This is a genomic window from Acinetobacter sp. HZNU-JH01 (assembly GCF_037996845.1).
Lineage (GTDB): Bacteria > Pseudomonadota > Gammaproteobacteria > Pseudomonadales > Moraxellaceae > Acinetobacter > Acinetobacter haemolyticus.
Genome location: NZ_JBBMZX010000001.1, coordinates 1826462 through 1852381, shown reverse-complemented (window position 1 = coordinate 1852381; position 25920 = coordinate 1826462). Strand labels below are relative to the sequence as shown.

25 protein-coding genes and 1 pseudogene are annotated in these 25920 nt (G+C 38.2%); 6 read left to right on the top strand and 20 right to left on the bottom strand.

Annotation, left to right across the window (positions count from 1 at the left end):
• Positions 1–3 precede the first annotated feature (3 nt).
• Both AAC851_RS08875 and cap3 read left to right on the top strand, forming a co-directional pair.
• Positions 4–1767 (top strand): E2/UBC family protein, encoded by a 1764-nt coding sequence (locus AAC851_RS08875; protein WP_340600777.1) that lies wholly within the window; start codon positions 4–6, stop codon positions 1765–1767.
• Positions 1757–2218, top strand: coding sequence for a CBASS system CD-NTase/cGAS isopeptidase Cap3 (gene cap3 / locus AAC851_RS08870; protein WP_151707845.1), 462 nt, complete (start codon positions 1757–1759; stop codon positions 2216–2218). The genes AAC851_RS08875 and cap3 overlap by 11 nt, the downstream gene beginning before the upstream one ends.
• Before the next feature lie 94 nt (positions 2219–2312).
• On the opposite strand, the gene AAC851_RS08865 is transcribed toward cap3, so the two are convergent.
• The 11 genes from AAC851_RS08865 to AAC851_RS08815 form a co-directional block, all read right to left on the bottom strand.
• Positions 2313–2927 carry a Cap15 family cyclic dinucleotide receptor domain-containing protein gene (locus tag AAC851_RS08865; RefSeq protein WP_151707846.1) on the bottom strand — a complete coding sequence of 205 codons (615 nt, stop codon included), beginning with the start codon at positions 2925–2927 and terminating at the stop codon, positions 2313–2315.
• A complete protein-coding gene (locus tag AAC851_RS08860; protein ID WP_151707847.1) occupies positions 2920–3294 on the bottom strand; it encodes a mCpol domain-containing protein in 375 nt (124 codons plus the stop codon). Before AAC851_RS08860 ends, AAC851_RS08865 begins: the two co-directional genes overlap by 8 nt.
• Positions 3295–3426: 132 nt before the next feature.
• Positions 3427–5019: a Tn7-like element transposition protein TnsE gene (locus AAC851_RS08855; protein ID WP_340600776.1), complete on the bottom strand. Its 1593-nt coding sequence runs from the start codon at positions 5017–5019 to the stop codon at positions 3427–3429.
• Between the two features lie 104 nt (positions 5020–5123).
• Positions 5124–6431 (bottom strand): aminotransferase class I/II-fold pyridoxal phosphate-dependent enzyme, encoded by a 1308-nt coding sequence (locus AAC851_RS08850; protein WP_005087329.1) that lies wholly within the window; start codon positions 6429–6431, stop codon positions 5124–5126.
• 21 nt (positions 6432–6452) lie between these two features.
• Positions 6453–7151, bottom strand: coding sequence for a glutamine amidotransferase (locus AAC851_RS08845; RefSeq protein WP_005087327.1), 699 nt, complete (start codon positions 7149–7151; stop codon positions 6453–6455).
• Positions 7148–8335, bottom strand: coding sequence for an aspartate aminotransferase family protein (locus tag AAC851_RS08840; RefSeq protein WP_151707849.1), 1188 nt, complete (start codon positions 8333–8335; stop codon positions 7148–7150). Before AAC851_RS08840 ends, AAC851_RS08845 begins: the two co-directional genes overlap by 4 nt.
• A complete protein-coding gene (locus AAC851_RS08835) occupies positions 8332–8592 on the bottom strand; it encodes a hypothetical protein (protein WP_004910162.1) in 261 nt (86 codons plus the stop codon). Before AAC851_RS08835 ends, AAC851_RS08840 begins: the two co-directional genes overlap by 4 nt.
• A 3-nt stretch (positions 8593–8595) precedes the next feature.
• Positions 8596–9336 (bottom strand): YggS family pyridoxal phosphate-dependent enzyme, encoded by a 741-nt coding sequence (locus AAC851_RS08830; protein ID WP_005087320.1) that lies wholly within the window; start codon positions 9334–9336, stop codon positions 8596–8598.
• Positions 9337–9455: 119 nt separating this feature from the next.
• The gene (locus tag AAC851_RS08825) at positions 9456–9911 is read right to left on the bottom strand and encodes a hypothetical protein (protein ID WP_005087319.1); all 456 of its coding nucleotides are present in this window, start codon (positions 9909–9911) and stop codon (positions 9456–9458) included.
• 82 nt (positions 9912–9993) lie between these two features.
• A complete protein-coding gene (locus tag AAC851_RS08820) occupies positions 9994–10878 on the bottom strand; it encodes a dihydrodipicolinate synthase family protein (protein WP_340600775.1) in 885 nt (294 codons plus the stop codon).
• A 5-nt stretch (positions 10879–10883) separates the two neighbouring features.
• A complete protein-coding gene (locus AAC851_RS08815) occupies positions 10884–11666 on the bottom strand; it encodes an aldolase (protein WP_005087316.1) in 783 nt (260 codons plus the stop codon).
• Between the two features lie 105 nt (positions 11667–11771).
• On the opposite strand from AAC851_RS08815, the gene pdxR (AAC851_RS08810) reads away from it, so the two are divergent.
• Complete coding sequence (gene pdxR, locus AAC851_RS08810) at positions 11772–13211, top strand: MocR-like pyridoxine biosynthesis transcription factor PdxR (RefSeq protein ID WP_005087314.1); 1440 nt, start codon at positions 11772–11774, stop codon at positions 13209–13211.
• A 185-nt stretch (positions 13212–13396) separates the two neighbouring features.
• The gene (locus tag AAC851_RS08805) at positions 13397–14182 is read left to right on the top strand and encodes a DUF4145 domain-containing protein (RefSeq protein WP_005087312.1); all 786 of its coding nucleotides are present in this window, start codon (positions 13397–13399) and stop codon (positions 14180–14182) included.
• Positions 14183–14226: 44 nt separating this feature from the next.
• Here AAC851_RS08805 and AAC851_RS08800 read toward each other — a convergent pair whose 3' ends face one another.
• A complete protein-coding gene (locus tag AAC851_RS08800) occupies positions 14227–14682 on the bottom strand; it encodes a GNAT family N-acetyltransferase (protein WP_005087311.1) in 456 nt (151 codons plus the stop codon).
• A 143-nt stretch (positions 14683–14825) separates the two neighbouring features.
• Positions 14826–15128: a winged helix-turn-helix transcriptional regulator gene (locus tag AAC851_RS08795; RefSeq protein WP_005087308.1), complete on the bottom strand. Its 303-nt coding sequence runs from the start codon at positions 15126–15128 to the stop codon at positions 14826–14828.
• A gap of 147 nt (positions 15129–15275) precedes the next feature.
• On the opposite strand from AAC851_RS08795, the gene AAC851_RS08790 reads away from it, so the two are divergent.
• Complete coding sequence (locus AAC851_RS08790; RefSeq protein ID WP_005087304.1) at positions 15276–15512, top strand: thioredoxin family protein; 237 nt, start codon at positions 15276–15278, stop codon at positions 15510–15512.
• A gap of 49 nt (positions 15513–15561) precedes the next feature.
• Here AAC851_RS08790 and AAC851_RS08785 read toward each other — a convergent pair.
• From AAC851_RS08785 to AAC851_RS08775, 3 genes and pseudogenes are all read right to left on the bottom strand, one after another.
• Positions 15562–15909, bottom strand: a pseudogene (locus tag AAC851_RS08785) (MFS transporter); the annotation flags it as partial.
• A 36-nt stretch (positions 15910–15945) separates the two neighbouring features.
• The gene (locus tag AAC851_RS08780) at positions 15946–16767 is read right to left on the bottom strand and encodes an MFS transporter (RefSeq protein WP_340600774.1); all 822 of its coding nucleotides are present in this window, start codon (positions 16765–16767) and stop codon (positions 15946–15948) included.
• A gap of 67 nt (positions 16768–16834) precedes the next feature.
• Positions 16835–18031: a benzoate/H(+) symporter BenE family transporter gene (locus AAC851_RS08775; protein WP_005088748.1), complete on the bottom strand. Its 1197-nt coding sequence runs from the start codon at positions 18029–18031 to the stop codon at positions 16835–16837.
• A 105-nt stretch (positions 18032–18136) separates the two neighbouring features.
• On the opposite strand from AAC851_RS08775, the gene pdxR (AAC851_RS08770) reads away from it, so the two are divergent.
• On the top strand, positions 18137–19624 hold the full coding sequence (pdxR, locus tag AAC851_RS08770; RefSeq protein ID WP_340600773.1) for a MocR-like pyridoxine biosynthesis transcription factor PdxR: 1488 nt from the start codon (positions 18137–18139) through the stop codon (positions 19622–19624).
• Here the strand turns inward: pdxR (AAC851_RS08770) and AAC851_RS08765 are convergent.
• From AAC851_RS08765 to AAC851_RS08750, 4 genes are read right to left on the bottom strand one after another with little or no spacing between them, the layout of a single operon-like run.
• On the bottom strand, positions 19621–21123 hold the full coding sequence (locus AAC851_RS08765; protein ID WP_005087291.1) for a TnsD family Tn7-like transposition protein: 1503 nt from the start codon (positions 21121–21123) through the stop codon (positions 19621–19623). The genes pdxR (AAC851_RS08770) and AAC851_RS08765 overlap by 4 nt on opposite strands.
• Positions 21124–21125: 2 nt before the next feature.
• Positions 21126–22808: an AAA family ATPase gene (locus AAC851_RS08760; RefSeq protein WP_005087289.1), complete on the bottom strand. Its 1683-nt coding sequence runs from the start codon at positions 22806–22808 to the stop codon at positions 21126–21128.
• A 29-nt stretch (positions 22809–22837) separates the two neighbouring features.
• Positions 22838–24979 (bottom strand): Mu transposase C-terminal domain-containing protein, encoded by a 2142-nt coding sequence (locus tag AAC851_RS08755; RefSeq protein WP_005087287.1) that lies wholly within the window; start codon positions 24977–24979, stop codon positions 22838–22840.
• Positions 24963–25766, bottom strand: a complete 804-nt coding sequence (locus AAC851_RS08750; protein ID WP_005087286.1) for a heteromeric transposase endonuclease subunit TnsA — start codon at positions 25764–25766, stop codon at positions 24963–24965. The genes AAC851_RS08755 and AAC851_RS08750 overlap by 17 nt, the downstream gene beginning before the upstream one ends.
• Between the last annotated feature and the right edge of the window lie 154 nt (positions 25767–25920).

The window sequence follows — 25920 nt, the reverse complement described above, 5'->3', positions numbered from 1 at the left end:
TGAGTGTCAGAATTACATTTAGTACTGCTTGATTGCGGGTATCAACACCTGACAGTCAGGCAACGTCAAAAATATAAAGCTTTAGCTGACATAGACGATAAATCCCTTGTCTACTTTAAAGAATATTCTACATCTGAGGGTACTTTTACTATTGCGTTAGAGTTTGACTATGATGCATATACAATTTTGCCGTGGGCACACATCATCAGCAAACCTGAGCAACTTGAAGATGTTCTACTTCCACACGTTAATAATGGTGGTTATCTTTGCTATGTAGAACAACTCGAAGCAGATTGGGATCCGAATGATATTGGCAACTTGTATAAGACTGTAGATCTCCAGATCCAAAGAACTTTAGACAACTCCATCAAATCATTAGAAAATGGTCATCTAGAACAAATCGAATTAGAGGGCGAGTTTGTAGCGTATTGGAAAGCTGAGAGAGAAACCTATGCTCTTTCAGATTTAAACGTACTGAATGGTAAAGTAGCCTATCTAACTCTAAATATATCTACTGATAGATCTGATTGCCTTGAATCTATTTTGTTTGGAATACAAGAAAAAAATATTCAAGAGAAATGGCTGAGCCAGAGATATCTAAAAGAATCCAGTTCCCAAAAGATCAATGTATTTATCCTCAAAGTCAGACCAACACGACTTTCAGGAGTTCATTGGCCTCCTAAAGATGCAAAAGCTTTATTCAAGTGGCTATCTATCGTAGATCATAATGCTAAGGCACATTTGATAAAGTATTTTGTAGAACATCCTTATAAACATCACCTGATTGTTTTGGAGGTAGATAAGCAAGATACTTTTGGAGTGATATTTGAACTGAACCAAACAGCGGTACAGTTTACGACTTATGCTAATTCTAGAAAAAAAGGAAAAGGTGGTCGTAAACTCGAATTAGGAAGAGCAAGTTCAGTCCTTACAGGTAAGTATGCTTTCAACAAATTTCAACGAATTTCATTTGTAAAAGCGGATAAAGACTCAATTCTTTCCCGAAACCGATCTCGACCTGAGGTTGGAGATTTACGCACCAAGAAAATCGCACTAATTGGTTGCGGAACGATTGGTGGATATGTGGCTGAGTTATTGATTCGTGCTGGTGCTGGTATGGGAGCCAAAAGCTTAGATTTATATGATCATGACAAGTATGGTCCACACAATTTCAGTCGTCACACATTAAGTAGTAGTGATTTTGGTAAGTACAAATCAGAAGCACTTAAAAATAGGCTTGAGGATTCAACTCATCTAGCAACCAACATCAAATCATACAGGTTTGGATTCCCTCTCTTAAAATCATATCTGTCGTTATATGATATTGTTATTGATGCTACAGGTCGTGCACCTGTTTCAAAACGTCTAGCCTATTTGGTTCGTCAAATTGATGGCACAAAAAAACCAATCATTATCCATGGGTTCAATGACGGTAATGGTATTGCTTCAAAGGTCTTTATAGATAGCTTGGATGGTTGTTATAACTGTCTATGTGGTGATATAGCTTTCTATAAAAACGGTGTTGATAGACGTTTTGAGAATCTATTTGATGTTAATCAAAAGAAAATCTCATGCGGTAATACATATACGCCATATGATGCAGCAGTTAGTGTTATGACATCAGCATTAATTCAAGAAGCCGTTTTATCAACTTTGGAGTATGAAAGAGATTGGAATTATAAAGAATATATATTCATGGGTGGCCGAACTAAAAAACCGACTTGGATTAGAAAACAAGACTTTTGTGACATCTGCAATGGTCGATAAAGAACTAGTATTCCAAGCTCAGGATAAATCATTAGTTGTAATCTCTGTAGATGTCGCCAATACATTGATCTCATACCGTCAATTAAGTGATTCTAGCCAAGAAAGTGCTGGAGTGCTTATTGGTGAACGTCGGGGTGTTCATATCGTTATTAAGACTCTATCTGTGCCTAGTCGTTGGGATATTAGAAGCCGTTTCATGGTAGATCGTGTGAGTAAGCATCACCAAAAGGCTGTTGATAGTGCTTTCAAAAAAAGTAATGGTGAATGGCACTACTTAGGTGAGTGGCACACACATCCAGAAAATGTACCAAAACCATCTATGACAGATTACAACAGTTGGCATAAAAATCTTAAATCATCATATCCTTTAATTCTGATTATTGTAGGTCGGACAAGTTTTTGGGTAGGTAAGAAAATTAATCAAAAAATTGAGATTTTACAACAGATATGAATCCTTATAAAACTAATTAATATTATCTCTATTCATCTTGTTGCTAATCGGAAAATACTACACATCTTAGGTATCTATTTAACACTTTCTGATATTAATAGAATGAAATATCTTTTTCAGTACAACTTCCTATTTGTCTAAATCTAATTCTTCCTGTGGTTTTACGATCTGTATAGTAGTATCCCGACAGCTCTAAAGTACACTTCTCATTGGTATCAACCTTACGTATATCAAAAATAGTAGAACCAGTGTATGAGCTCCAATTAGGGTTTTTTGGTAATGAACGATATATATAATAAAGTTTTGGTTCACCACCTTCAATTGTTGGAGTAGTTTCTAGGGTCAAGGACTTTGATGTTTTAGTATGGATATTGATTTGTGTTTCGAGCAAAGTTTGTTTAATCAATACACGGACTGGTATTACTTGATCTTGTTCAGTTGTAATTTCACCTTCCCATGTACCATTCAAGTCAGGATATAGTGAAGGATTAACTTTTTTTAAGAACCTCCATAGACCTCGAGCAGTAATGCTAGTAGTTAAAGCAATAGTTAGTAACAATGCTATCCAAGGAGCAATACTTAAAATTTTCACTATCTTGAGATCATTTAACCAATAGCTTTGTACTAGTTCATAGGCACCGATACTTAAGATAGTTGTAATTATAGCTACATATCGTAATAGCGATTTAAAATTAATAATTCTAAACATTTGAATTCAAACAACCAAAATCATGTAAACAGCATTTCCCATTACTTTTAGCAGAAAGGAGTGCCACATATGCTTCTTGTAAAGTTGAACCAATTCCAGCAGAAAAATACAATTCAGGCTCAGCTAAAGACTTAATAGAGTCAAAAATAAATACCTTATCTATAGTAGGTTGATTTATATAACCTGCAACACCATCAGCTGCACAAAATATAATACTGAATCCCTGTTCTTGTAAAAAATTTGATATTAACAATGTCTTCTCATTAACCACATGATTGATCCTAGAAAGTTCATGTAGGTCATTTTTTAGGTATGAAGAAGTGATCATTTGACCAATATCATCACCATCAATTGTTATATAAATCATATATATTCACTTAACATTGTACGGCTATATTATACTAGAAAAATAAACAAACACACTCAGTTCTGTCTAATTTCACAGGAAAAGTTCGTGGTATAAATGGCCTTACTCTAACCAATCACTTAATTTGGGTTTTTATAATGATAGTAAAACCTCTCCAAACCGTTTCTCCCAATTTTTAAACTCCTCATCAGACTCAGTCATTTCGGCTAGATTTCGTGGGTGATTAAAGGTTTTCCTTATCCCTATATCTTGTAAAGACTTGGCTGTTGGCCAACGCAATGAGCCTTTAACGACTTGTTTCCGAAAAGTTGGAAAATGTGCGTTCCAGATATCTGTATCTGAGATTTTGAGAATCAGTGTAGAAAGAGGCTTTAGATTATCACTGGTATCTATTTCCAGAATGACAAATTTTTTGCCTTGAAAACTAAGTTGGACTTCAATAATACACCTCGGATTACCATCATGGGTTCTATGTAGCTTGGAACGATTGACCGCAGGCAGCTTATGTACATGAATGATGGGCTGAATACGATGTTGTGATGCAAATTGTTCAACCATGACTTTGAATGCTTCAAATCTTTTCATGAAAAATGCAAGGTCATCACTATCATCATGGACATTTTCAAATTCCCCACGACCAATTTCACCAAAAATCGTGGCTTCACCTGTACCCACACTATGATCAGGTAGAATTTCAACATCATTCTGATTCGGTATACTTTTTTTACCTGAACGTTTCAGTGTCGCCTTTTTTGTTCCATAAGGACTGGCAAGGGACATAGCAACTTTTGGAGATTCAATTTTGATAATTTTCCGATCACTATCCGCTTCTTTTTCATCATCAATGGTTGGATCATCATTGGAGGAGTTACGTCCTCCAGAGCTTTCACCTGTTTTCTCATAACTATTTTTTACGGTAAATTTTGGACTACAAAAAATCACTTCATTAGAAATATCAGTCGGTAAATTAGCAATCCCAATAATTTCATTCACATAATATTGTTGGCTCTTTTCACTGAAATAAACTTTCATTGTAATTTCAGCACCTATTAGTGAGGGCGGTGCAAAATTGAAATTCCAAAAGGTTTGTGTTTTAGCTTTAAATTGCTCACTCAAAAAACGTTTGGAAATACTTTCATAAGATGCTCGTGCCTCAGTATCCAGTAATATCCATGACAGTAGACGACGCATACCAACACTATCATATTGATTGGGTGGAAAGTCGCATAACTCATCAACGTGAATAATGGTTTGATGTTCTTCTGGGACAATATAATATTCTGTTGTTAGCTTTCTTTGATCTAAAGCTGCCTTAGATAAATAAGCATTATGGAAAAACAAGACTCGTGCCAGTTCTATGTGTGGTAAATGGATTTGAATATCCTTGTGTGTACCTTTTAAGTCGCTCAAAATGTAGCTAAATATGTACTGTCCTGATTTATTTGTTGTTATTTTCCAATTGTTAAAATCATCAATTTGAATGGTGATGATCGATTCATTGTAGGAGGGGACGTCTTTGGTTTGATTAAATCTTCTATTTTTTGCCAACAGTGGCATATTGGAAAAACGAGCATGTCTTACCATATATTTTTCATAATCGGCTAAATGGTTATAGTGATTTTCTAAACCAATATGAATATTCCATTCACTATTTTTATGATCCTTAAAAATAGAGCCGAGAAAGGTAATTCGGGCATTTTCTGGAAAGTTTCTAATCTTTATCATATTGCAGTCCCTATTATTGATTTACTTAAATTGTATTGTCAGAAATAATGGATCTATGCCCTATAAGAACACTATTGCCAGATTCTTTAAGAGTAGAAACCTTTTTATAAATTAACCACTACCTCATAAATTTGTCTTAGCTGCTGACAAAATTCCTGCATCTGTGCCTCTGTCATGTCTGAGGTGCTGATTCTGATTGCTGATATATCTTGATTCACTCTAAAGTCTTGTCCTGAACGTACTAACCAGCCTCGCTGCCGTAGAATTTGAGTCATTTTATCTGCATAAGGGAGTGATAACCAGACATTTAGCCCATCATAATGGGTTGCACAGGGGATGCTAAACTTTTGTAAATAATGAACAAATTTTTGATTTTGTTGTTGATAGTAAGATTTGGCAGTTTGTAGTGTTTCAGGGAACTGTTCTGAGCTGAATAGTTGATAAACCATTTCCTGAATAATATGACTGACCCATGTTGAACCTGCATTTAGTTTAAGATGCAGTTTTTCTGAAGTTTCAGAGTCGCAACATACAAATGCAAAACGAAAATCAGGAGATAAATATTTCGATACTGAACGAATGAGTGCCCAGTGCTTTGTTGAGGGGGGAATAATATGCTGGTATTGAGCCTGAGCTAATAATGAGAAATGATCATCGACAATGACCAGTACATGCGGATAGTCTTCAAGGATATTATAAATTTTTTCAGCCTGTACTGTGTCCAGACTATAACCTGTCGGATTCTGCGAGCGTGGCGTAATAATTACTGCTTGCACATTTGCCTGTAATGCTTGCAGCAATTCATTGAGATCAAAACCATGCTCACTGACTGTAAAGGGATACATTTTAAACTGTTGTTGTTCAATGGCAGAAATACTGGTGATAAAGCCAGGCTGTTCTACCGCAATCATATCTGATGAAACCAAGTAGGTAGCTAGAATCCTTTCGATGGCATCCACTGCACCATAAGTAAATTCAATGCTAAAGTTCTGTGGAATATCGGCAAATATTTTTTCCTGCGTGATTTTTAATAGTTCAGGATGGTAAATATTTTCCCCATAGAGTGCACAGTTAAAATTAGCTAAATTAATGTGCTTGAGAGAAGGCAACAATTCACGTTTTGGATTGCCATGTGCTAAATCAATAGTTCCTTGTAATAGGGGTTGAAAGCCTTCTAATAGACGTGAAGATTGATAGGATTTAACCTGTGTCCCTAAACGCCCTTTGGAGATCACAATCCCCATCGCAACTAGATTCTTATAGGCAGCCGCAACTGTATTACGATTAACACCGAGCTGTTCAGCTAATTCCCGTACACTCGGTAAAAAGTCGCCCTCTTGAAGCTGTCCCTCTTTAATCAGTGTACGGATATTATCCTGAATATCTTGAGCGGTATTGCCTGTAATGTTCATAAAAATTTCTATCTCAGGGGGTTATACAGGGATTAAATTGCTGAGCCAGTCACGGAGTAACAGGTTCGCTTTTTCCTGTAATGGTTTGCCATAGTATGTATTCTCTTGGCGTAAGGTTAAAATATCAACCTGTGCCTGATTTAATTCAGCCGTGTGTCCGATCAGCCAGCGTTCAAAAGTATGTGGATCAACTTCGGCATGGAACTGTAGTGCCAGAATATTTAAACCCACAGAAAATGCCTGATTTGGGTAATACATTGAACCTGCTAAACGCTTTGCAGATTCGGGAATATCAAATGTATCGCCATGCCAATGCAGCACATGCACATTTTCCAGATGTCTTAATGGTGAGGCTAAGCCCTGATTATTGAGGACTAAACGACTCCAGCCAATTTCCTTGACATGTCCCTTGTAGACCTCTGCACCCAAAGCAGTGGCAATCAATTGTGCACCCAGACAAATGCCTAAAGTTGGATAATTCTTTTTTAAACGTTGAGTCAGTGCTGCAATAAAATCTGTTAAGTAGGGATAAGTTTCAGTTTCATATACGCCAATAGGACCGCCTAATACAATGACAGGTTGTTTCGATGCCAATGCCTCATTCAGTACATCAACACCAAGCTGTAAATATTGAATTTGATAGCCTAAATCTTTCAGGACTGGAACAAAACTTCCCAAGTCCTCAAATGCCAAACTTTGAATTGCATAAATCGTTTTCATGGCTGTGGCTCCACATAATTCTGACTTAACTCTTTTAATAACAGCGAAATTTGTTGGGCTAAATATTCAACTTGGTCATCACTCATAATCAGAGGTGGTAATAAGCGAATGACTTTGCCTTGTGTCACATTTAGCAATACCCCGAATTTTTCACTTGCCAATTGAGGAATATTGGCAACAGGATGAATCAGTTCAATTCCAATCATTAAACCTGCACCACGCACTGATTGAATGTTTTTCAGTCCTGTTAATTTGGACTGTAATAAATCCAGTAGCTTATAACCCCTGTCATTAACAGTCTGTAAATACTGTTTTTCCAGTAAATCCAGAACGGTATAAGCAACTCGACATGCCAATGGATTCCCTCCAAAGGTTGAACCATGTAAACCTGATTGCAATAAATGCCCCAATTTTTCGTGGGTTAGACAGGCACCAATCGGAACACCATTAGCTAAACCTTTGGCAATAGTTAAAATATCGGGAAAGATTCCAGCCTGTTGATAGAAAAACCATGTTCCTGTACGCCCAAGTCCACACTGGATTTCATCCAGGATGAGCAACCAGTGTTGTTGGTCACATAATTTTCTTAATTGCTTTAAGTATAGTGGTGAGGCAATATTAATCCCTGCTTCACCCTGAATTGGTTCAAGTAAGACAGCAACCACATCGGGATCATCCTGATAATGTTCAATAGCCGCCAGATCGTGAAAAGGTACAAACTCAAAGCCTTCTAATAAAGGTCCGAATGCCTCTCGATATGCTGGTTTTGCTGTTGCAGATAACGCCCCAAGTGTTCGACCATGAAAGGCATTTTGCATCACAATAATTTTAGGCCGTTGTATACCCCGATGATGACCATAGGCACGAGCGATTTTAATCGCAGCTTCATTGGCTTCTGTCCCAGAGTTACAGAAGAATGCCTGTGTTAAGCCTGTAATCTCTGCTAATTTTTCTGCCAGGCGTTCGTTCCAACCATGTTTAAACAGATTGGAAAGATGCAAAAAGGTTTGTGACTGTGCCACGATTTCTGCATGAATCACTGGATGGACATGTCCTAGTAATGTGACGCCAACGCCTGAAATGGCATCGAAATAACATTTATCCTGTGTGTCCCATAAATAACAACCCTCTCCACGCTGGAACTCGATTGCCAAAGGTTGATAAATCGGCATTAAATAACTCATGTGGTTAGCTCTTTCAAAATATCCATAGAACAAGGTTGATAAAGATGCTTGCTACCCAGCAATTGCATTGCACCATCTTTTTGCATTAAAAATCGTGTATCTTCAATGACCTGATAAAGTTCAAAACTTAAATCATCATGGGGTTGTAAATATTCCACTAAGGTCTTCATGTCTTTCAACGGCTGCAAGGAGCTGGTCTGAAAATTACCCATTAACTTGCCATGCTGATAGATTGTCAGTTGATAGCTTTGGCTCATATTTTATTGCTCCGACCAGTAATAGTTATCAGGTAAAGCCCTTGCTCCAAAAATCGCCTGTCCAACTCGAATATCGGTTGCGCCTTCTTCAATGGCAATCTCAAAATCCCCTGACATACCCATCGATAAACGCTGGATGTCGGGATAAGTTTTTTGAATATCATCCCGTAATAAACGTAAAGTTTGAAAACAACGTCTGACTTCAGTAGGGTCTTGGCTATGAATAGCGAGGGTCATTAAGCCAATGATTTTTAATTGTGGAAATTGTTGGCATTGTTCAATAAGAGTTAAAGCCTGTTCTGGTTTTACCCCGAATTTACTCTGTTCATTGGAAGTATTAACCTGAATAAATACAGGAAGTATTCGCTGAACCTCTACTAAACGATGGTTCAGTTTTTCTGCCAGTTTAATACTGTCTAGAGCATGGAACTCATCAATAAACTTCGCTACATACTTCACTTTATTACTCTGTAGATGTCCAATTAAGATCCAATGAATTGGTAAATGCTGCAAGGCTTCATATTTACCTTTGGCCTCTAATACCTTGTTTTCACCAAAGCAGTGGAAACCCAACTGATAGGCTTGTTCAACTCGCTCAGCAGGTAAGGTCTTGGTCACAGGCAATAAGCGAACTTCTGTTGGACTACGTCCTATTCTTTGGCAAACAGCATCAACCTGTTGCTGAATTTCTTGAATATTCTCTTTTAATTCAACAAGACTATGTGGCGTATTATATTGGCTCATCTTGCAACCTATGACATATATATATTGTCATAGGACAATATTGGAATTTAAAAAAAAGTGCAAGTATTTTGCACATATTTTCTTGGACAAGAATAAAGTTTTCTGAGTAGTGCAGTTTTTCAATTCAGAAATTTAAAAATTGTTCCCAGTAATAAAATAGTTGTTGCCCCGAGTTCTGCAACAATTAAACCGACCATTGCAAAGGTCATCATCCAGTTGGGAAGTGACCAGCGTCCAAGTTGATGAGGTTGTTTAAATTGATTGGTGGTGTCTTGAAGAAGACCATGCAAAATATAGGACAGAATGGCAAAGGTAAAAAAGAACAAATTTGCCAGTACACAAAGCAAGGCAACCAAATGAGATAACACCGTAAAATGGCTAAGTGCTGCCAGGATTAAGCTTGCGGCTGCATACAGTAAGCTACTGCGATGGGCGATATCGACATAGTAATGCGCTCTTGCTCGTTCGGTATGTCGAATCTGGTAATATTTCCAAACCCCAGTCAACATCCCCACCCATAAAAAAATACCACTAAATACAATCGCCCATTGTGTTGCAATAGTTAAAATATACATCTCATTCCCTGAAAAATGAATTTGAATCACTACTACCCAGACAAGGAAAAATTTTGACTAGGTAGCAGTATATTGTCTCAGTTTAAGTTGCCATTGCCATTTTCATTAATGACTTCAATTGATTCACCTCAGATGGATTGGCTTTCTGTAATGGCTTTCTTGGGTCACCCACACTAAAGCCTAGTTCATTTAAACCTGCTTTAATGGTTTTTGGTAAACCACCTTGTACGATAAAACGTAATAAAGGAAGCTGTTTATAAAACAGGCTTTGTGCCAGAGCTAAATCCCCATTTTTCGCTGCCTGATACAGTTGATTTGGCAATTTACCCAACAGATTTGGAGCAACAGTACACCAACCGCTTGCACCAGCACAGAATGCTTCCAGTGCCAGAGGATTGCAACCATTATAAAATGGTAATTTTCCTTGCGTAAGTTCATGGAATCTGTGCATACGCTGAATATCACCCGTACTGTCCTTGACCATACAAATGTTTTCAATCTCTTGGAACATCTTGGCAATCAATTCTGGTGACATATCTACGCCACTGGTGGCAGGGTTGTTATAGACCATCATTGGCAGTTTAGTAGCTGCTGCGATTTGCTGATAATAATCATAAATTTCTTGATCTGTCAGTTTCCAGTAAGAAATCGGCATGACCATAATCACATCTGCACCCAATTCTTCTGCCTTTTTGGCTTTCTGAATTGCCATTGTGGTGGTGAGTTCGGAAATCCCTAAAATTACAGGCACACGATGATTGACCACTTCAATACTTTTTTCGGCAACCTGTTGCCATTCCTGCCAAGACAGATAAGCACTTTCACCAGCACTGCCTAAAGGTGCAATCGCATCACATTGATGTTCCAGTAGTGCATTTAGGGTAATGGTCAGGGCGTCAAAATCAACTTCCTGATTCTCAGCTTTAAAGGGAGTTATCGGATAAGCAATGATGCCTTCTAATTTCATCGTGATTATCCCTCAATGCAATCTGAATGATTTTTCAAAGCTTTACGAGCGTAATAGGCAAAATTGACCTTATTACGTTTATCGGTTGAAAGCCAGTCGTGAGCTTCTTTGGCAAGTTCGTGTGGAATCTGCTGAACTTGTCCTGCTGCCATTGCCAAAAGCTGTAAACGTGCTGCACGTTCAATCAGAATGGCTAAATTACAGGCTTCCTCAATGGTTTTTCCTGCCACCAACTGACCATGATGCGAGAGTAGAACTGCACGTTTTTGACCTAGTGCTGCCGAGATAAAAATCCCTTCTTCATTACCAACAGGTACACCTGGCCAGTCACTGACAAAAGAACAATCTTCATATAAGGCACAAGTGTCCATGTGTGACACAATCAAGGGAACACGCAGCATCGATAGGGCAGCGATATGCGTTGGGTGGGTATGAATAATACAGTTCACTTCAGGATGTTCTTTATAAATCCATGTATGAAAACGATTGGCAGGATTTGCCATGCCCTCACCATTTAAAGGTTTAAGGTCTTGGTCAACTTCCAGTAGATTGGCTGCGGTAATCTCATCAAAACCTAAACCGAAACGTTGGGTAATAAAGGTATTGCCTTTTTCGGTACGGCTAGTAATTTGCCCAGCAAGTCCAGAATCATGACCATGCTCAAATAAGATGCGACACGTTAAAGCAAGTTTTTGTTGATCGGTGTAGCCTTCATCCTGAAAAAGCTGTTGCATACTCTGTTGGGCATTTTGCATCAACTGTTGCTTATCAAGTAGTGCAGTTTCCATAAGATCTCCTATTCGGTTGATTTGTCATTGCGACATGGGCAGAATAAGAAATCTGTGGATGGTTTAAAATATCCAGTTCTTAAAACTTATATGGTCCAGTAAATCATGCAACAACCGTGGAAAATGCGACTACATCTTGCTGAACGTGAAGAAAAAACCATTTTTCTTAAACTGGCAAATCAAATTATTCAGGAAATTTTGTCTGGTCGATTAAGGCAAGGTACACGTTTACAGGGTTCACGTACCTTAGCAGATGAACTGGGGATTAACCGAAAAACTGTACAATCGGTGTATGAAGACTTAGAAGCACAAGGGTGGCTAGTATCAAAACCGAGACAAGGGACTTTTGTTTCTGAACATTTGCCCGATCTCAAACTTGATTCACCATATATCATGATGACATCTGTTCAACCTCATACCGAATCACACACCTCACAGGAAGCCATTAAGAATGATGGTGTTCCAGATACCAGACTGATTCCCTACGAGCTATTTTCCCGTGCCTATCGTCATGCCCTGATTAAGGTGACTCGACAGCAAATTATGGGTTATGGTGATCCACAAGGATGTCTTGAGTTACGTCAAGCCTTATTGAATATGCTGTCAATGGAACGCTTTATTCAAACCACTCTAGAGCATATCTGCGTAGTTCGTGGTAGCCAAATGGGGATATTTCTTGCGGCTCGTGTACTTGCCAAATCACAACTGCAACGTCAGGTCATTGTGGTGGAACAATGGTCTTATCCGCCAGCAGTAGAAACGTTTTTATCCAATCATTTTCAAATTATTCTTGTTCGATTAGACCAACATGGTCTGGACACTGACCACCTAGTCAAAATATTGGAAAATCATGCGGTTGCAGCAGTATATACCACGCCACATCACCAATATCCGACCACTGTTTCCATGTCGATGGATAGGCGATTAAAACTTCTGGAACTGTCTAAGACCTTTGATTTCTATATTATTGAAGATGATTATGACCATGAATTTCATTATGACAGCCGTCCTATTCCACCTCTAATCAGCTTGCCATCTGCCGATAAAGTTATTCATATTGGTTCACTGTCTAAGGTTTTTGCCCCAAGTTTAAGAGTGGGTTATGTAGTGGCAGATCTAAATATTATCCACGCCATGAAACAGGATATTTTACTCATTGATAAACAGGGCAATGCGATTACCGAACTTGCAATCGCTGAGTTAATGCAGCAAGGTGAAATCAAACGACATACCCGAAAGATGCGGAAGATTTATCAAAGTCGTCGAGATTTTGCAGTCATGACCTTTCAACAGATTTTTAAGGATAAAGTTGAAATTACTACACCTGCGGGTGGAATGGCATTATGGGTAAAATTTAAGCTGTCTTATCGCTTGGAGTTTGCAGAAATTCTTAAACAGCTACATATTGACTCTGAATATGAATTTGGTTCAGTATTTCAAGATATATCAAATTATTTCCATATCCGCTTTGGTTTTGCTGCTTTGAGTGAAGAAGAAATAACCCACATTGTTCAGATGTTGTATCAGGCTCTTTTGGAGAGATAGGCGATAGTTTTTGTGCATAAAGACTATCGGTATGTACTTGATGATAAATTGACCTTGAAAAATTAAATATGATGCTTATATAAAACTTTCACTGTGACATATTCGTGCGATCAAGAATATACCATTTAACATAGAATGCAGTTGTACCACTTCAGAATGACCTAATATTCAGATAATTCAAATGTATGGATAGACAATTATTTAAAAGACCTTTTACTATAGATGAAGGAATAACTTTCACATGTCCTACATGTGGAAATTTTAGTTTACAGCTTGATAAAAGTAAGTTTCATACTTCTGATTCTTCTTCATCACGAAAAATGATGAAAGAAGAGAGTTATTGGGAAGAAGAGTGGATATCTTCTATATATACAGCAATTTTTGTTTGCCAAAACTCAAATTGTGAGGAGCATGTAGTAAGCTCTGGTACTGGCTTTGTTAGCCAAGAACCAGTTTTTACCCAAGATGATCGTTATACATATACTACGACAGAATATGTATGTTTTTATAATCCTAAATTCTTTCAACCAACGTTACACTTTTTCAAAATTCCAGATAATTGCCCAGAAGAAATCAGAAATCCATTGCTTGAAGCTTTTTCTATAACTCTACTTTCTCCTAGTTCGGCAGCTAATAAAGTTCGTGTATCCATAGAAAACTTACTTACTAAATTTAGTATTCCTAAGACCACTACTAATAAGCATAAAAAGAGAGTTCGCTTAAATTTAGATACAAGAATTGAAAAAGCAAAAACAAAAAATACGGTTTTAGGTCAACTTGAAGATATTCTTTATGCTATTAAATGGTTAGGAAATGCAGGAAGCCATAGTTCTGCTGAAATTACTCTAGATGATGTATTTGATGCTTATGAATTAATGCAACATATTTTGATTGAGTTATATCAACCTAAGAATGAGTTAGGCAAATTAGCCAAAGCTATTAGGAAAAGAAAAGGTCCTATCAAAAAATAGTTCAAAGAAAGAGTCCACCTTATCTAAAAGTGGACTTCATTTCCTCATTCCAAAGGCATACGATATTCAATGATCCCTGGCTTTTCAGCAACCCAGTTATAGAGTTTCTGAGCGGTATGATTGGTTTCTTGAGTATGCCAATATAAACGGTTACATTGTTGAGCAATTGCCTGTTTTTGTACATATTCAATCAGGCGTTTACCAATATGCTGCCCACGAGTTTCAGGCGACACATATAAATCTTCAAGATAGCAATAGTTTGTTTCTGCCCAAGTTGAGCGGTGAATCACATAATGCACAAAGCCTAAAACTTTATCACCCTGTTTGGCAACAGCACAGTATACAGGCTCAGCTTTGTCAAAGAAGCGTTGCCACGTGGTTTCAGTCACCTTAGTGGGTAAACAGACCTTATAAAAATCCTGATAGGCTAACCAGTAAGGTATCCATTGCTGATAATCCTGTTGCTGTACAGGAATCACCTGAACTTCTTGGCTTTGCATGACCACTCCCATGATTTTGTGGGTTAAAAAATAGATGAGCAAAGCATAATATTGATATGGTACTGTTTTAAGATACAGTTTTAATATTTTTTATAGTACCAGTTGTGAAACTTTCTGAATCTCAACTAAGTCATAACAATATTTTAATGTGTATCAGTAGAATTGGTATCAAGTTCATGAATCTGCTGAATAATAGAGACCAGCTTTTTGCCTAAAACCGTCAATGTATATTCTGTACGTGGTGGAATTTCAGCAAAACTATGCTTTTCTAGTAAACCATACACTGTGAGTTTACGCAGACGCTCTGATAACACTTTGGCAGAGATACCATCAATATGTCTTTCCAGCATACCAGGGCGATTGATGCCAGCTTCAATTGCAAGCAATACCGATACAGACCATTTGCAACCAATGACATCTTCTAGTTTCTGATAGTTTTTGCTCATTTTTTATCCTGTAAAATCACTAAATTACACCAAAAAGTACCTACCAGACGGATTTGTGCCTGCTTGTATGTTTATTGATCCTGACATTACCATTAAATTGTTGGCAGTAGCTAACAGACTATCTTAATGGATTATTGAGGTGCTGTAATGAGTGGTAAAGCTATTTTCTATCATGCAGGCTGTCCAGTCTGTGTATCAGCAGAGCACGGTATTGCGAATGCTCTTGACCGTTCACGTTATGATGTAGAGATCGTCCATCTTGGTGAAGACAAATCCCGTATTACCCAAGCTGAAGCAATAGGGGTGAAATCTGTACCTGCATTAGTATTAGACGATACGGTGTTCCATATCAATTTTGGTGCGGACATTGCTGATTTAAAATAAGATCTATATGAATAATTCAACCTCCATAGGGAGGTTAAATTATTCATATTCAGGGATAACCTGAAAATTTCTGTATTTTTTTATTCATGACCTCTTGAATAAAGATAATGACGACAGTCAGTAGAATAAATATAACTGCTAACCACATTACCCCGATCGCCAGTTTCTTATCCAGTAAAAAACCAAAAATAAGCGGACCAATTACACCACCCAGATTAAATCCTGTTGAAACAATACCAAAGGTACGCCCTTCTGCTCCGACAGGGGATGCTTTGCGTACTAACATATCTCGGGATGGGGCAATGACGCCCATTAAAAATCCAGCACAGGCAAATGAAGCCACCAATGCTAAGGCAGACATAGGTATACAAATAATTATGATAAGTACTAAGGCAGCACTACCAAACGCTGTCGCAGCAAAAGCTGAATGATGCTAAACTTTATCTGCAATAATTCCACCTGCCAGTACGCCAAATGCACCTGAAAACATAAATGCAGTTAAAGCATAATTCGCTGTGTTGAGGTCGATATGTAGTCCATCGATTAGTGAACTGACAGAAAACTTTTCAATCGCTCCTGTACTTAAGCTGAGCAAGGTAAAAAACAGGGTCAGAATGGCAATAGTTGAAAAATGGATCGCATGAGGGCGAACTTCCGCATGGAAATGTTGTTGTTTTTTATCATGTTGACGAGGCTGAATATGAATCTGTGAGAGATTCAACAACAGTAATAGACCAACAAAGCTGATGACTGCTGCCAAAGCGAATGCCCAATTTATGCCAAAGGTCATGCCTATACCAATCATCATCAATGGCGTAATTGCAGCACCAAAGAAACCTGAAAAAGTATGAATGGAAAAAGCCCGACCCATCTGTTTTGTAAGAATGCCTGTAGAAAGTAAAGCATAGTTTGCAGGGTGATATACACCATTTGCCACACCTGCCAATGCCATTGCAACGATAAGTGAAATATAGGATGTGCTGATAAAAACTAAAGTGAAGCTGACTGTACCCAATAATAGGGCATAAATCAGCATCTTTCTTGCCCCAAGACGGTCTACTAAAAAGCCAAATGGAGCTTGTACCAGCAGAGAAACCACATTAAACACACCAATTGCAATGCCCAGTTCCATAAAGGAAACATGGATAGCTTTTGGTAAAATGGGTAATAAAGCAGGTAAAGTCATAATATGAATATGACTAATGGCATGAACAATTGAGATGTAAGTTAAGAGAACTTTAGCACTTCTTTCCAATGGATTGCCTCAAGATGATTAAATTACAAAAAGGGTATGCGTGATACCCTGACTATCAATGGCTGACTCATGAACTGAACTTAAATTTACCATTCAGTACAAGATAAGAAATTAATCCTAGAACTAATCCCCAGAATGCCCCACCAATTCCAAATAAGCTAATATTGGCAGCAGTGGCAACAAAGGTAATTAAAGCGGCTTCACGGCTATCAACGTCACTCATGGCATTGGCAAGGCTTCCTGCAATCGTGCCTAACAAGGCAAGCCCAGCCAGTGTGCTAATAAATGCGGTTGGAAATGCTGCAAATACTGCGGCCAATGTCACGCCAAAAATCCCGACCAAAATATAAAATATCCCTGCTGCAATTCCTGCGACCCAGCGTTTTGATGGGTCTTCATGTGATTCTTTACCTGTACAGATTGCTGCGGTAATGGCAGCCAGATTAAACGCATGTGAACCAAAAAATGCCATGACAAATGAACCTAAACCAGTCACCGCCAGAATCGGTTTGGCACTGGTTTTAAAACCATCATTTTTAAGCACGAATAAACCTGGCATATATTGCCCTGTTAAGGTAATCAGGAATAAAGGCAAGGCAATACTGAGTATCGAATTAATCGAAAACTCAGGGGCAGTAAAAATTGGTGATGCCAATTTTAGCTCAAATCCTGCAAAGTCAATTCGTGATTGCAACATCAGGAAAATAAAACCAAAAACTAAAACGCTGACAATCGCATAGCGTGCTGAAAAACGCTTGGTGATGAGGTAAACAAAAAATAATGAAATCGCCAGAAATGGGTCAATGGTCATATTGGTAAAGGCAGCAATCCCAAACTGTAATAAAATTCCTGCCAATAAACCAGAGGCAATGCCAATCGGAATCAGGCGAATCAATTTTTCAAAATAGCCTGTAATTCCTAAAATGACAAAGGCTAAGGCAGAAAGTAGATATGCCCCAATCGCTTCGGCATAGGGTACAGTTACAAGAGCAGTAATCAGAAAAGCTGCCGCAGGGGTAGACCATGCCGTAATAATCGGTTCTCGTGTATACCAGCTTAATAATATACCTGTTATACCGACACCAATCGAAATCGACCATACCCACGAAGCAGTAAGCTCAGGGCTAAGTCCTGCCATCTGTGCAGCCTGAAAGATTAAAATAAATGTACCGCCATAATTGACAATGACTGAGATTAAACCTGCCATAATTGGGGGCAGCAAATCATTGGAATGACGCTGAAAAGATGAGTATTGACCAGACATAACCCAACCCCTAAAAATTTTAAAAATTAAGTAGCAGAGTGTATTTTTAATTATGGTATTGTCATAAGATACAGTTTGGATATTTTTTAAAGTACCAGTTTAACCATGGCAACATCACCATCTGCTTATTTTCCACACTTAATTTTGCCCAAAGGGCAACAAATTAAAGACGGTTTATATTGTATTTTGCGTGATGCAATTTTAGAGGGGCGCCTATCTGCGGGTACAAAATTGCCTTCAAGCCGTGCTTTGGCAGAAATGATGTCGATTTCCCGTAACTCAGTCTTGGCAGCATTGGAACGTTTGCTTGATGAGGGTTATTTAGTCACCAAGCCCAGTTCTGGTACTTATGTTGCCGATATTATACCTGACCAACTGATTCAAATTCAAAACGATAGACAACAAGCTGTATATCAGTCCACGCAAATGCTCAATATTAATCCTCATATAGCCAATTTATTACCTCATTGGCATAAGCAGAGTTTTTCTAACCAAGAAAAGAAAATGTTTCATATTGGTGTGGGCTGTATGGACTTATTCCCCCATCAACTTTGGGGAAAATTATTAGGGCGAGCATGGCGACAGTCCTATTATCAACTTGGACAATTCCATGATCCACGAGGATATTTGCCATTGCGTCAGGCAATTTGCCAATACGTCCAATCAACACGAGGATTAAACTGTAACGAAGAACAAATTTTGATTGTGAATGGTACACAGCAAGCAATTCATCTGGCAGCTTATGCCTTATTACAGCCACACGACCAAGTATGCTTAGATGAACCAGGTTATGATTCGGCTCTTCATATATTTCGTAGCTTTGGCGTGACTGTACAGCCGATTGAAAGTGATAATGAGGGCATGAAAGTCCCAGAGATTATTCAGCACCATGCAGCCAGTAAATTAGTTTACACAGCCCCTTCGCATCAGTTTCCACTTGGCGGCACATTAAGCCTTGCCCGACGTTTTGCCTTACTGGATTGGGCGGCTCAACAGCAAAAATGGATTTTTGAAGATGACTATAACAGCGAGTTTCGTTATGGCACGCACCCTATTCAGGCATTGCAGGGTTTAGACCAACAGCAACGGGTAATTTATGCAGGCACATTTTCCAAAATGATGTTTCCTGAATTTCGACTTGGATTTATGGTCGTTCCAGAAGCCTTAATTGATACATTCAGTTTGGCAAAATATTATACTGATACTCGTAGTTCTTATCTGGAACAAGTAGCACTAACCGAATTTATAAAAGATGGTCATTATGCTCGGCATGTGCGTAAAATCCGTAAAGCATGTTATGAACGGCAGCAGACTTTAATTGCAGCGATTCAACATCATCTCTCGGATGTATTGGATGTACAATCTACCGATTCAGGGATTCATTTGGTGTGTTGGCTAAAAGCAAATTGGACAGAGCAGGATTTTATAGCCCAATGTATACAAGTAGGTTTATCGGTACAACCATTATCCCGATATTGTCAGACTTCATCCCAAAAAGCAGCCGTACTGTTTGGTTATGCGGCACATACACCTGATGAAATTAAAGAGCATATAGAGAAACTGGCAAGGCAAGTTCAAAAAGAGAAAATTTAAGGAATGAGAAAGTTTAAAAAAGCATTGGCTTCGTAGGTAAGTCGTTCCTCACTTAGACCCGATAATCTTAATACACGCCATCGATGGTTATTTTGATGCTCAAGCGTCATTTTAATCAGTGTTCTACTGATACGACGGATCTGATAGAAACTTATGCTTTCACTATATTTTCTTAGAAATAGCTGTGTTAATGGTAATAGAGAAAGGTTTTTTTCAATAGTTGAGCTATGCAAGGTTTGTTTCATCCACCATTTTGCTGAACGTCTAGGACTATCTAAATCCCAAAGTAAATCATTGTTAAGTTTAATCAACTGTTTTACGAAACCTAGATCACGGCTATGCCAATCCACTTTAGTACCTTGAGGAATATGTTTCTGGTGAACCCCCCGATTGGTATCTAATAACCAATTCTTGTCATTACGGTATAACCAAGCATATAAAGCAGCATTTAAACGTCGGGCAGGCTTTACGCCATTTTGTCTGATCAAGTTCAGCCAATTTTCTCTGTTTTTTATGGTGAGATCAGTAGTATGGTTGTTATGAGCATCTATATGATTATTTTGATTTATTTTACGGAAAGAGCGGACTTGTTGGAGAATTTCAGCAAAAGACCATTCTCTATTGATTAAAGCCTCAATCGTAAGGATATGCTCCAGATAACTAAAGCTTTTTCGATGTTTTCTGAAAATGTTGCGTAACCAAGATGTTTCGGAAGTTAAATCGGCTAAACAATACTGCTCTAAAAATTTCTTTGACCAATGTGCTGTCATCTTTTCCCAAATAGATTCATGAAGAACCTGCCGTTGTCCTCGAATACAATCATTCTGCCGAGCCAATTCATAATAAAACATGGTCCATTGTTCATAACTGGGTGAATCAGAGGGAGGCAAAGTCAATAACTCTAACAATTTGGACGTAATAAAAATGTGATCAGAATTGGCAATGGTTTGTTCTGTTTTAGGACATGATTGATGAGACGGAACCAAAAAATCATGCCGATGTAATGATCTTAAATCCATTTCTGAGTCAATGAGTTGACCATGTTGGAGACAGCAAGCTCCCTGTATTTGCCATAAGCGAAACCAATAATATTCACCATATTCCTCTAATTGTTCTGCTAAACATTGTGGGCAATAACGTAATTTATGAATAGGTGGGATACGTGAGGCATTAATGCCTAATGCGAGATGAATCGAACCTTGAGAAATATCAGCCATCCACTTTAAGCATTGTTGTCGTCTTTTTTCGGGAACAAAAGGCGCATAAATTGGGAACAGCGAATGTTGATAGGCGATCTCCTCAACGGTAAATTGATGGTTGGGAAATTGGTAAATAATAGCGTTTAGGTGACAAGGCAAATCTACAGTTGCAATCACCTTACGGTTTTCAAAGACTTCATCCAGTAATTGTTTGGGACTTTCCAAAGCCAAACGAGTCCCTGCCCGAGCCACAGTACTGTAAATCAGCTCGTGTTCATAAGGCATAGGAAAGTTTAGCATGGCTAACTGACCTGTTTGATCCAGTGATCAAGATCAAAAACTACATTGGTTTGAGCTTTTAAATGTTCATAAAAGCTATGTTCACTTTCTTTTTGTGAGAATTGAAAACGTAAGTCTGCTGTATCTAAGGTTTGCCATTGATCAGGTTTGGTACTTTTACCTTGTGATAATTTTGGTTTTGATGACGATGAGTTGGAGTCTTGCGGAACATCCTGATTTAACCAACGCATAATAATAGGGAGTAGTTCAGTTAATTTTCGATCTGGATGTTCTTTAAATGCTCTTTTCACAAGGGGAATTAAAAGCTGGGAATCATAACCAAGCTCAAGCAATAGATTATGCAAGCGTATAGATTCAGCATGACCCCGATATTCTGCCAGTTGGTCATTTTGATCTAGACTACTTTCTTCAATTCGAGAGATCAGTTTTAATAATTGTCGATCTACTTCAGGTGTAATCAAGTCGGAATATTCTGCAATTCGTCTTGCATCACCAGAGCGTAAGACATCTATAATTTTATGAATCGGTTTAAAATCTTCCTGAAATGTGGTTTTAAGCAGTTTAACCGTAATACGTTCCAAACCTGATTCAATCGCTCGTATCTGTGCCAGAACGAACAGTTTGACCACAATGTCCAGAATACCCTGACTAAGATCAAACCAGCATTGGCGTAATTCTTCAGATAATACAGGGTCCGATTTTCTCAACCATTGATACTTCCAGAGTGAGTCAGTAAATGTCATCCATTCGGATTTTCTGACTTTTCCATCTGGTGTGGTGATTGCAGGCTCATTTTTCATCGGTTCCCAATGAATTGACCCCAAACCTACCGCTCTACGTGATGAACGGAGATCCCGCTCAAAGATTTGAATTGCTTTAGGTGTCCCGACCATGACGATGGGGAGACTATAAATATTGACTAATGTGACAAAGAAATTGAGCATCTCATCCGAATTTTTGGATCGATTTGCTAATAAGTGTTGAATTTCATCAATGACTAATAAGCCAATGGCATGAAGATGGGCAATATGCCCCATAAGCTGTAACAGCTTTTGTTCATTATGGCGTTTTTGCGTATATTGTTTTTCGTAAGTTGTTCCCAATGCACGATCTACGGCACTAAAGAAATTTAAATATAACGACTTAAGTGAACCATTATAAGGACAGTCGATTTTTAAATAGACAAGTTGGGTAAAGTTATGCTCAGGGTGGTAAATCTTTTGTTTGTAATTTCTTAAAATTCGGTTCAGTGTGGTGGTTTTCCCGCTGCCAGAAAAACCAATAAAGGTAAGGCTCTGTGCTGTAGAACGTACATCATTAGAGGGTGTTGGTTCAAAATTGTTGGATAAAGCGATTTGATGACTACGGTTTAGAATTCGATTAAAGTCGCCAGTCACAATATTCCTCCCTACATAGCCTTTCCTCAGCATGATGGAGATTTTCTGCTCTAATTCTAAGTGCCTGCGGATAGGATGAAAAAAGTTATTAAATAGCTGTGAAATAATATGGGCACGAGTATTATTCGGTAACTGCCGATCAGATTGTTTAAATTCGATTGAACCTTTGATCGCTTGAATCGTGTCCTGTGCCTCAAAAATGGGTGGCAACGCCTCGATAAAAGGATTTCCCTGATAATCCGAAACTGGGCTAGGCGTATATACTGCATAATCATTTTGATTTGTCATAAACATATCCTAGAGTAGAGCTGGATGTATTAATCATCATCAGAGTGATCAATATCTTCCAGCAAGTCCTGATAAATACCAAAAGTAAGTTGGTAATCCTCATCATGTTCCAGCTTCTGTTTGGACTTAGGCATCTGAATAATGTTATTTGTTGATTCAGATATAGTTTCAGTTGGTTGTTCAGGAAGTGGATTTTTCAGATGATCTGCTTTCCTCGCCAAACGTTCATAATTCTTTTCTCGTTGACGGTTTCCCCTAATGCCTGTAACACGTTGTTTTTTGCTTGATGTTGTCTTTGGCTTTTGAGCATTTGCTTGAGCAATAATAGATTCTATATGCTCTTCAAGAGCAGCTTTAGATTTATTGGTTTCCAGTTCTTGAATTGCTTGGGTTTGCTTCTGTTCCTGTTGAACCTGCCAAACCTCCCAGAAACTACAACCCGTAAATTCTCTTGATCTTGGTGCAAGTACAGCTTCCCAATAGTGTAGGCTATCTTCCTGATAAAAAACATAAATTATCTCAGCATTACTGGGATCATAAGCGACTTGTAAAGTATCTGGTCTTGAGATTGATTTTTTACGGTGCATCCAGCCTTGTTGATGAATTTCCGCACAATAATAGAATACGCCAAAAACTTTGAGCCCAAGATCAGATAAGGTTGTTTTGGTTTTAGGAAGCAGTGCAACACGTAATGCCTTTTCGGAAACCTGTTTTAATCTGCCCACTCGGTGTTGTATACCCCAGTTCCAGAGATGAATTGGGACTAAAGGTAAATCCGTTGGCATATCAATATCACGATCATACTTTTTTAATTGGTGGGTCAGGTTGTAAGTGAGGATTGAACCAATAATAATCTGCTTAAAATCATGAATTGTTAACGTAGCATCTAGGCGATAGTCCGAACCACCTCGTTTTTTTTCTTTAAAGGGCTGTACCACACCTGAAGCAAAAGGCTTAAATGTTGCCTGAGCAGTTCTGAAATAGCGCTCTACAATAGGCTTTAAATCCCCACGATATGGCGCAGTATTTTCAATCCGAATTGAAAAACTATGTTCTAGTGCCTCAATCTGATGACCTAATAATTCTCCACGATCTGCTAAAATAGCATCAGGTAATCCAATACAAGGCCACTCATCAATGGTAATTTCATAACCATACTGTCTGCATAACTCAACTTTATCGGTCATGGCAACTTGTAGAGCCTGCATTGCGGTTACATATGAAGCATTCTCAAAACCAATATAAAAACCGACTACCATTCTGCTAAATACATCAGCGATGAAGTAAATCGTTGGTCTTCCCACAATACAGGCACGATCAGAATCTGAAACAAGATAAATATCGGCAATCGTTGCATCAATCTCATAACGTGATCCTGGCCCTAAGACTTGGGTATTCACCGTCGAGTGAAGTGCCCGAATATCCTTGTTATAGAGAATTGGATTACTACGGGCAGTAAGCTGGGCAACTTTAGGAAATTCACGTTCATAAAAATGTTTAAACTGCCATATTGATGGAATCTCAGTATCCTGAACATCAGGAAATAATGAATGATACATTGTATAGAACTTACGATAGGCATAACCTAAAGAATGTTTATTCTTGGTTAACATATATTTATTGATATTAATTCTAAATAATCGCTCAATATTTACATCAATAAGTGCCCCTGTACCTGGCATAGATTTTCTGGGTCGTCCCAGCTTTTTATCTTTGGCAATTCGTTTACTACCTTTGGCACCAGAATTTTGATAACTTGGAATAAGAGCATTAGGTATTTGACCTCGTTGCCAATACCTGCGGGCAAGCCTGTAAATCGTCTGGTGAGTAGATTTCTGCTGCTCCAATATACGTTTAACAAGATCAAAGCGAATAGATGGGTCAAAAAATTGATCATGTGTAATGAGCGGTCTGATTAACGCCATTCCAGCATCACGTTTTTGCTGCTGGATACTACCCTCAACAACTTTTAGCAATGCGATATCTGCAAAGGGGTCTTCAATCAATTCCGCTTCATTTGCTTCTATGGATTGAATTAACTCATTCTTTTCGATCAGAAAGGGGTTAGCACTCTGACTATCAATATCAATCCATACGATGTGATAAAGTGTCATTTTAAGGATACGAAAAGATGTATCGTGCAGCTTATAAACATCATTGATTCGAAACATGGCGAATTTCCTCCCACACTTCAATATCACCTAATGTAATTTCAGATAATTTGAGCTTTTTATAGTCTTTGGTTATATCAAAGATAAAATAACGTTGAGCAAGAAGCTCCCGAATTTCTGATAAAGATGAACCTAGTTCTAAATCATATGCCTGATCTACTTTTTTACTTAATTCGATTAATGTGAGATGAGGATATTGGGTAAATTTCTGGATATATTCATTGAGCTTTTCATAAACAGGGATAGTAGATTCCCTCATAGCAGGATAGAGCCATTTGATATTGTGAAGTACAGTGGCAGGAATATCTTTTTCTGTAAGAATGTACCAAGGTATCTTTGTACTTTCCCAATATCTTCGTTCCAGCTCCAGCTTTTCAATGGTTCTCATATCTTCCAAATCTGCTACGTATTTCGTTTGCAGAACAAAATTGGGTTGTTTGGAATCTTTATGATCTATATAAAAATCCGAACTCATAATTTGTAAGGCATTACGAACTCTAGGGTGAGTAATTTGAGCCTGTTCTGCAATTTGGGTTGTAGTTTGGAGAGGTAAGGGAAACTGTTCTCGAATATCAATAACTGATGGATTCCAGTCTAAAAGTAAAAAGGTTGCAAGTTCTAAATCAGACAATAAATGATGTGTACGTTTGGTTGTATGTCCATATACACGATGTGAGCGACCTTTTGAGCCAAAATCACGCACAGTCACCCAAGGCTTATAGTTCTTTAAGTAGCCCTGACCATGACCTTCTTTAATCCAATTGTCTTGTTGTTTTTCAGTCGCCATAGCAAATCGCCTGCTACTCTCATTAATTTAAGAATAGCAGGCGATTGTTATTTGAGCAATATGAGATGATACTTTATTACCTAAGATGAAACTATATTACTTAGGATGATACTTTATTACTCTCATACATTGAAACCTCCTTTTATCTATCTGA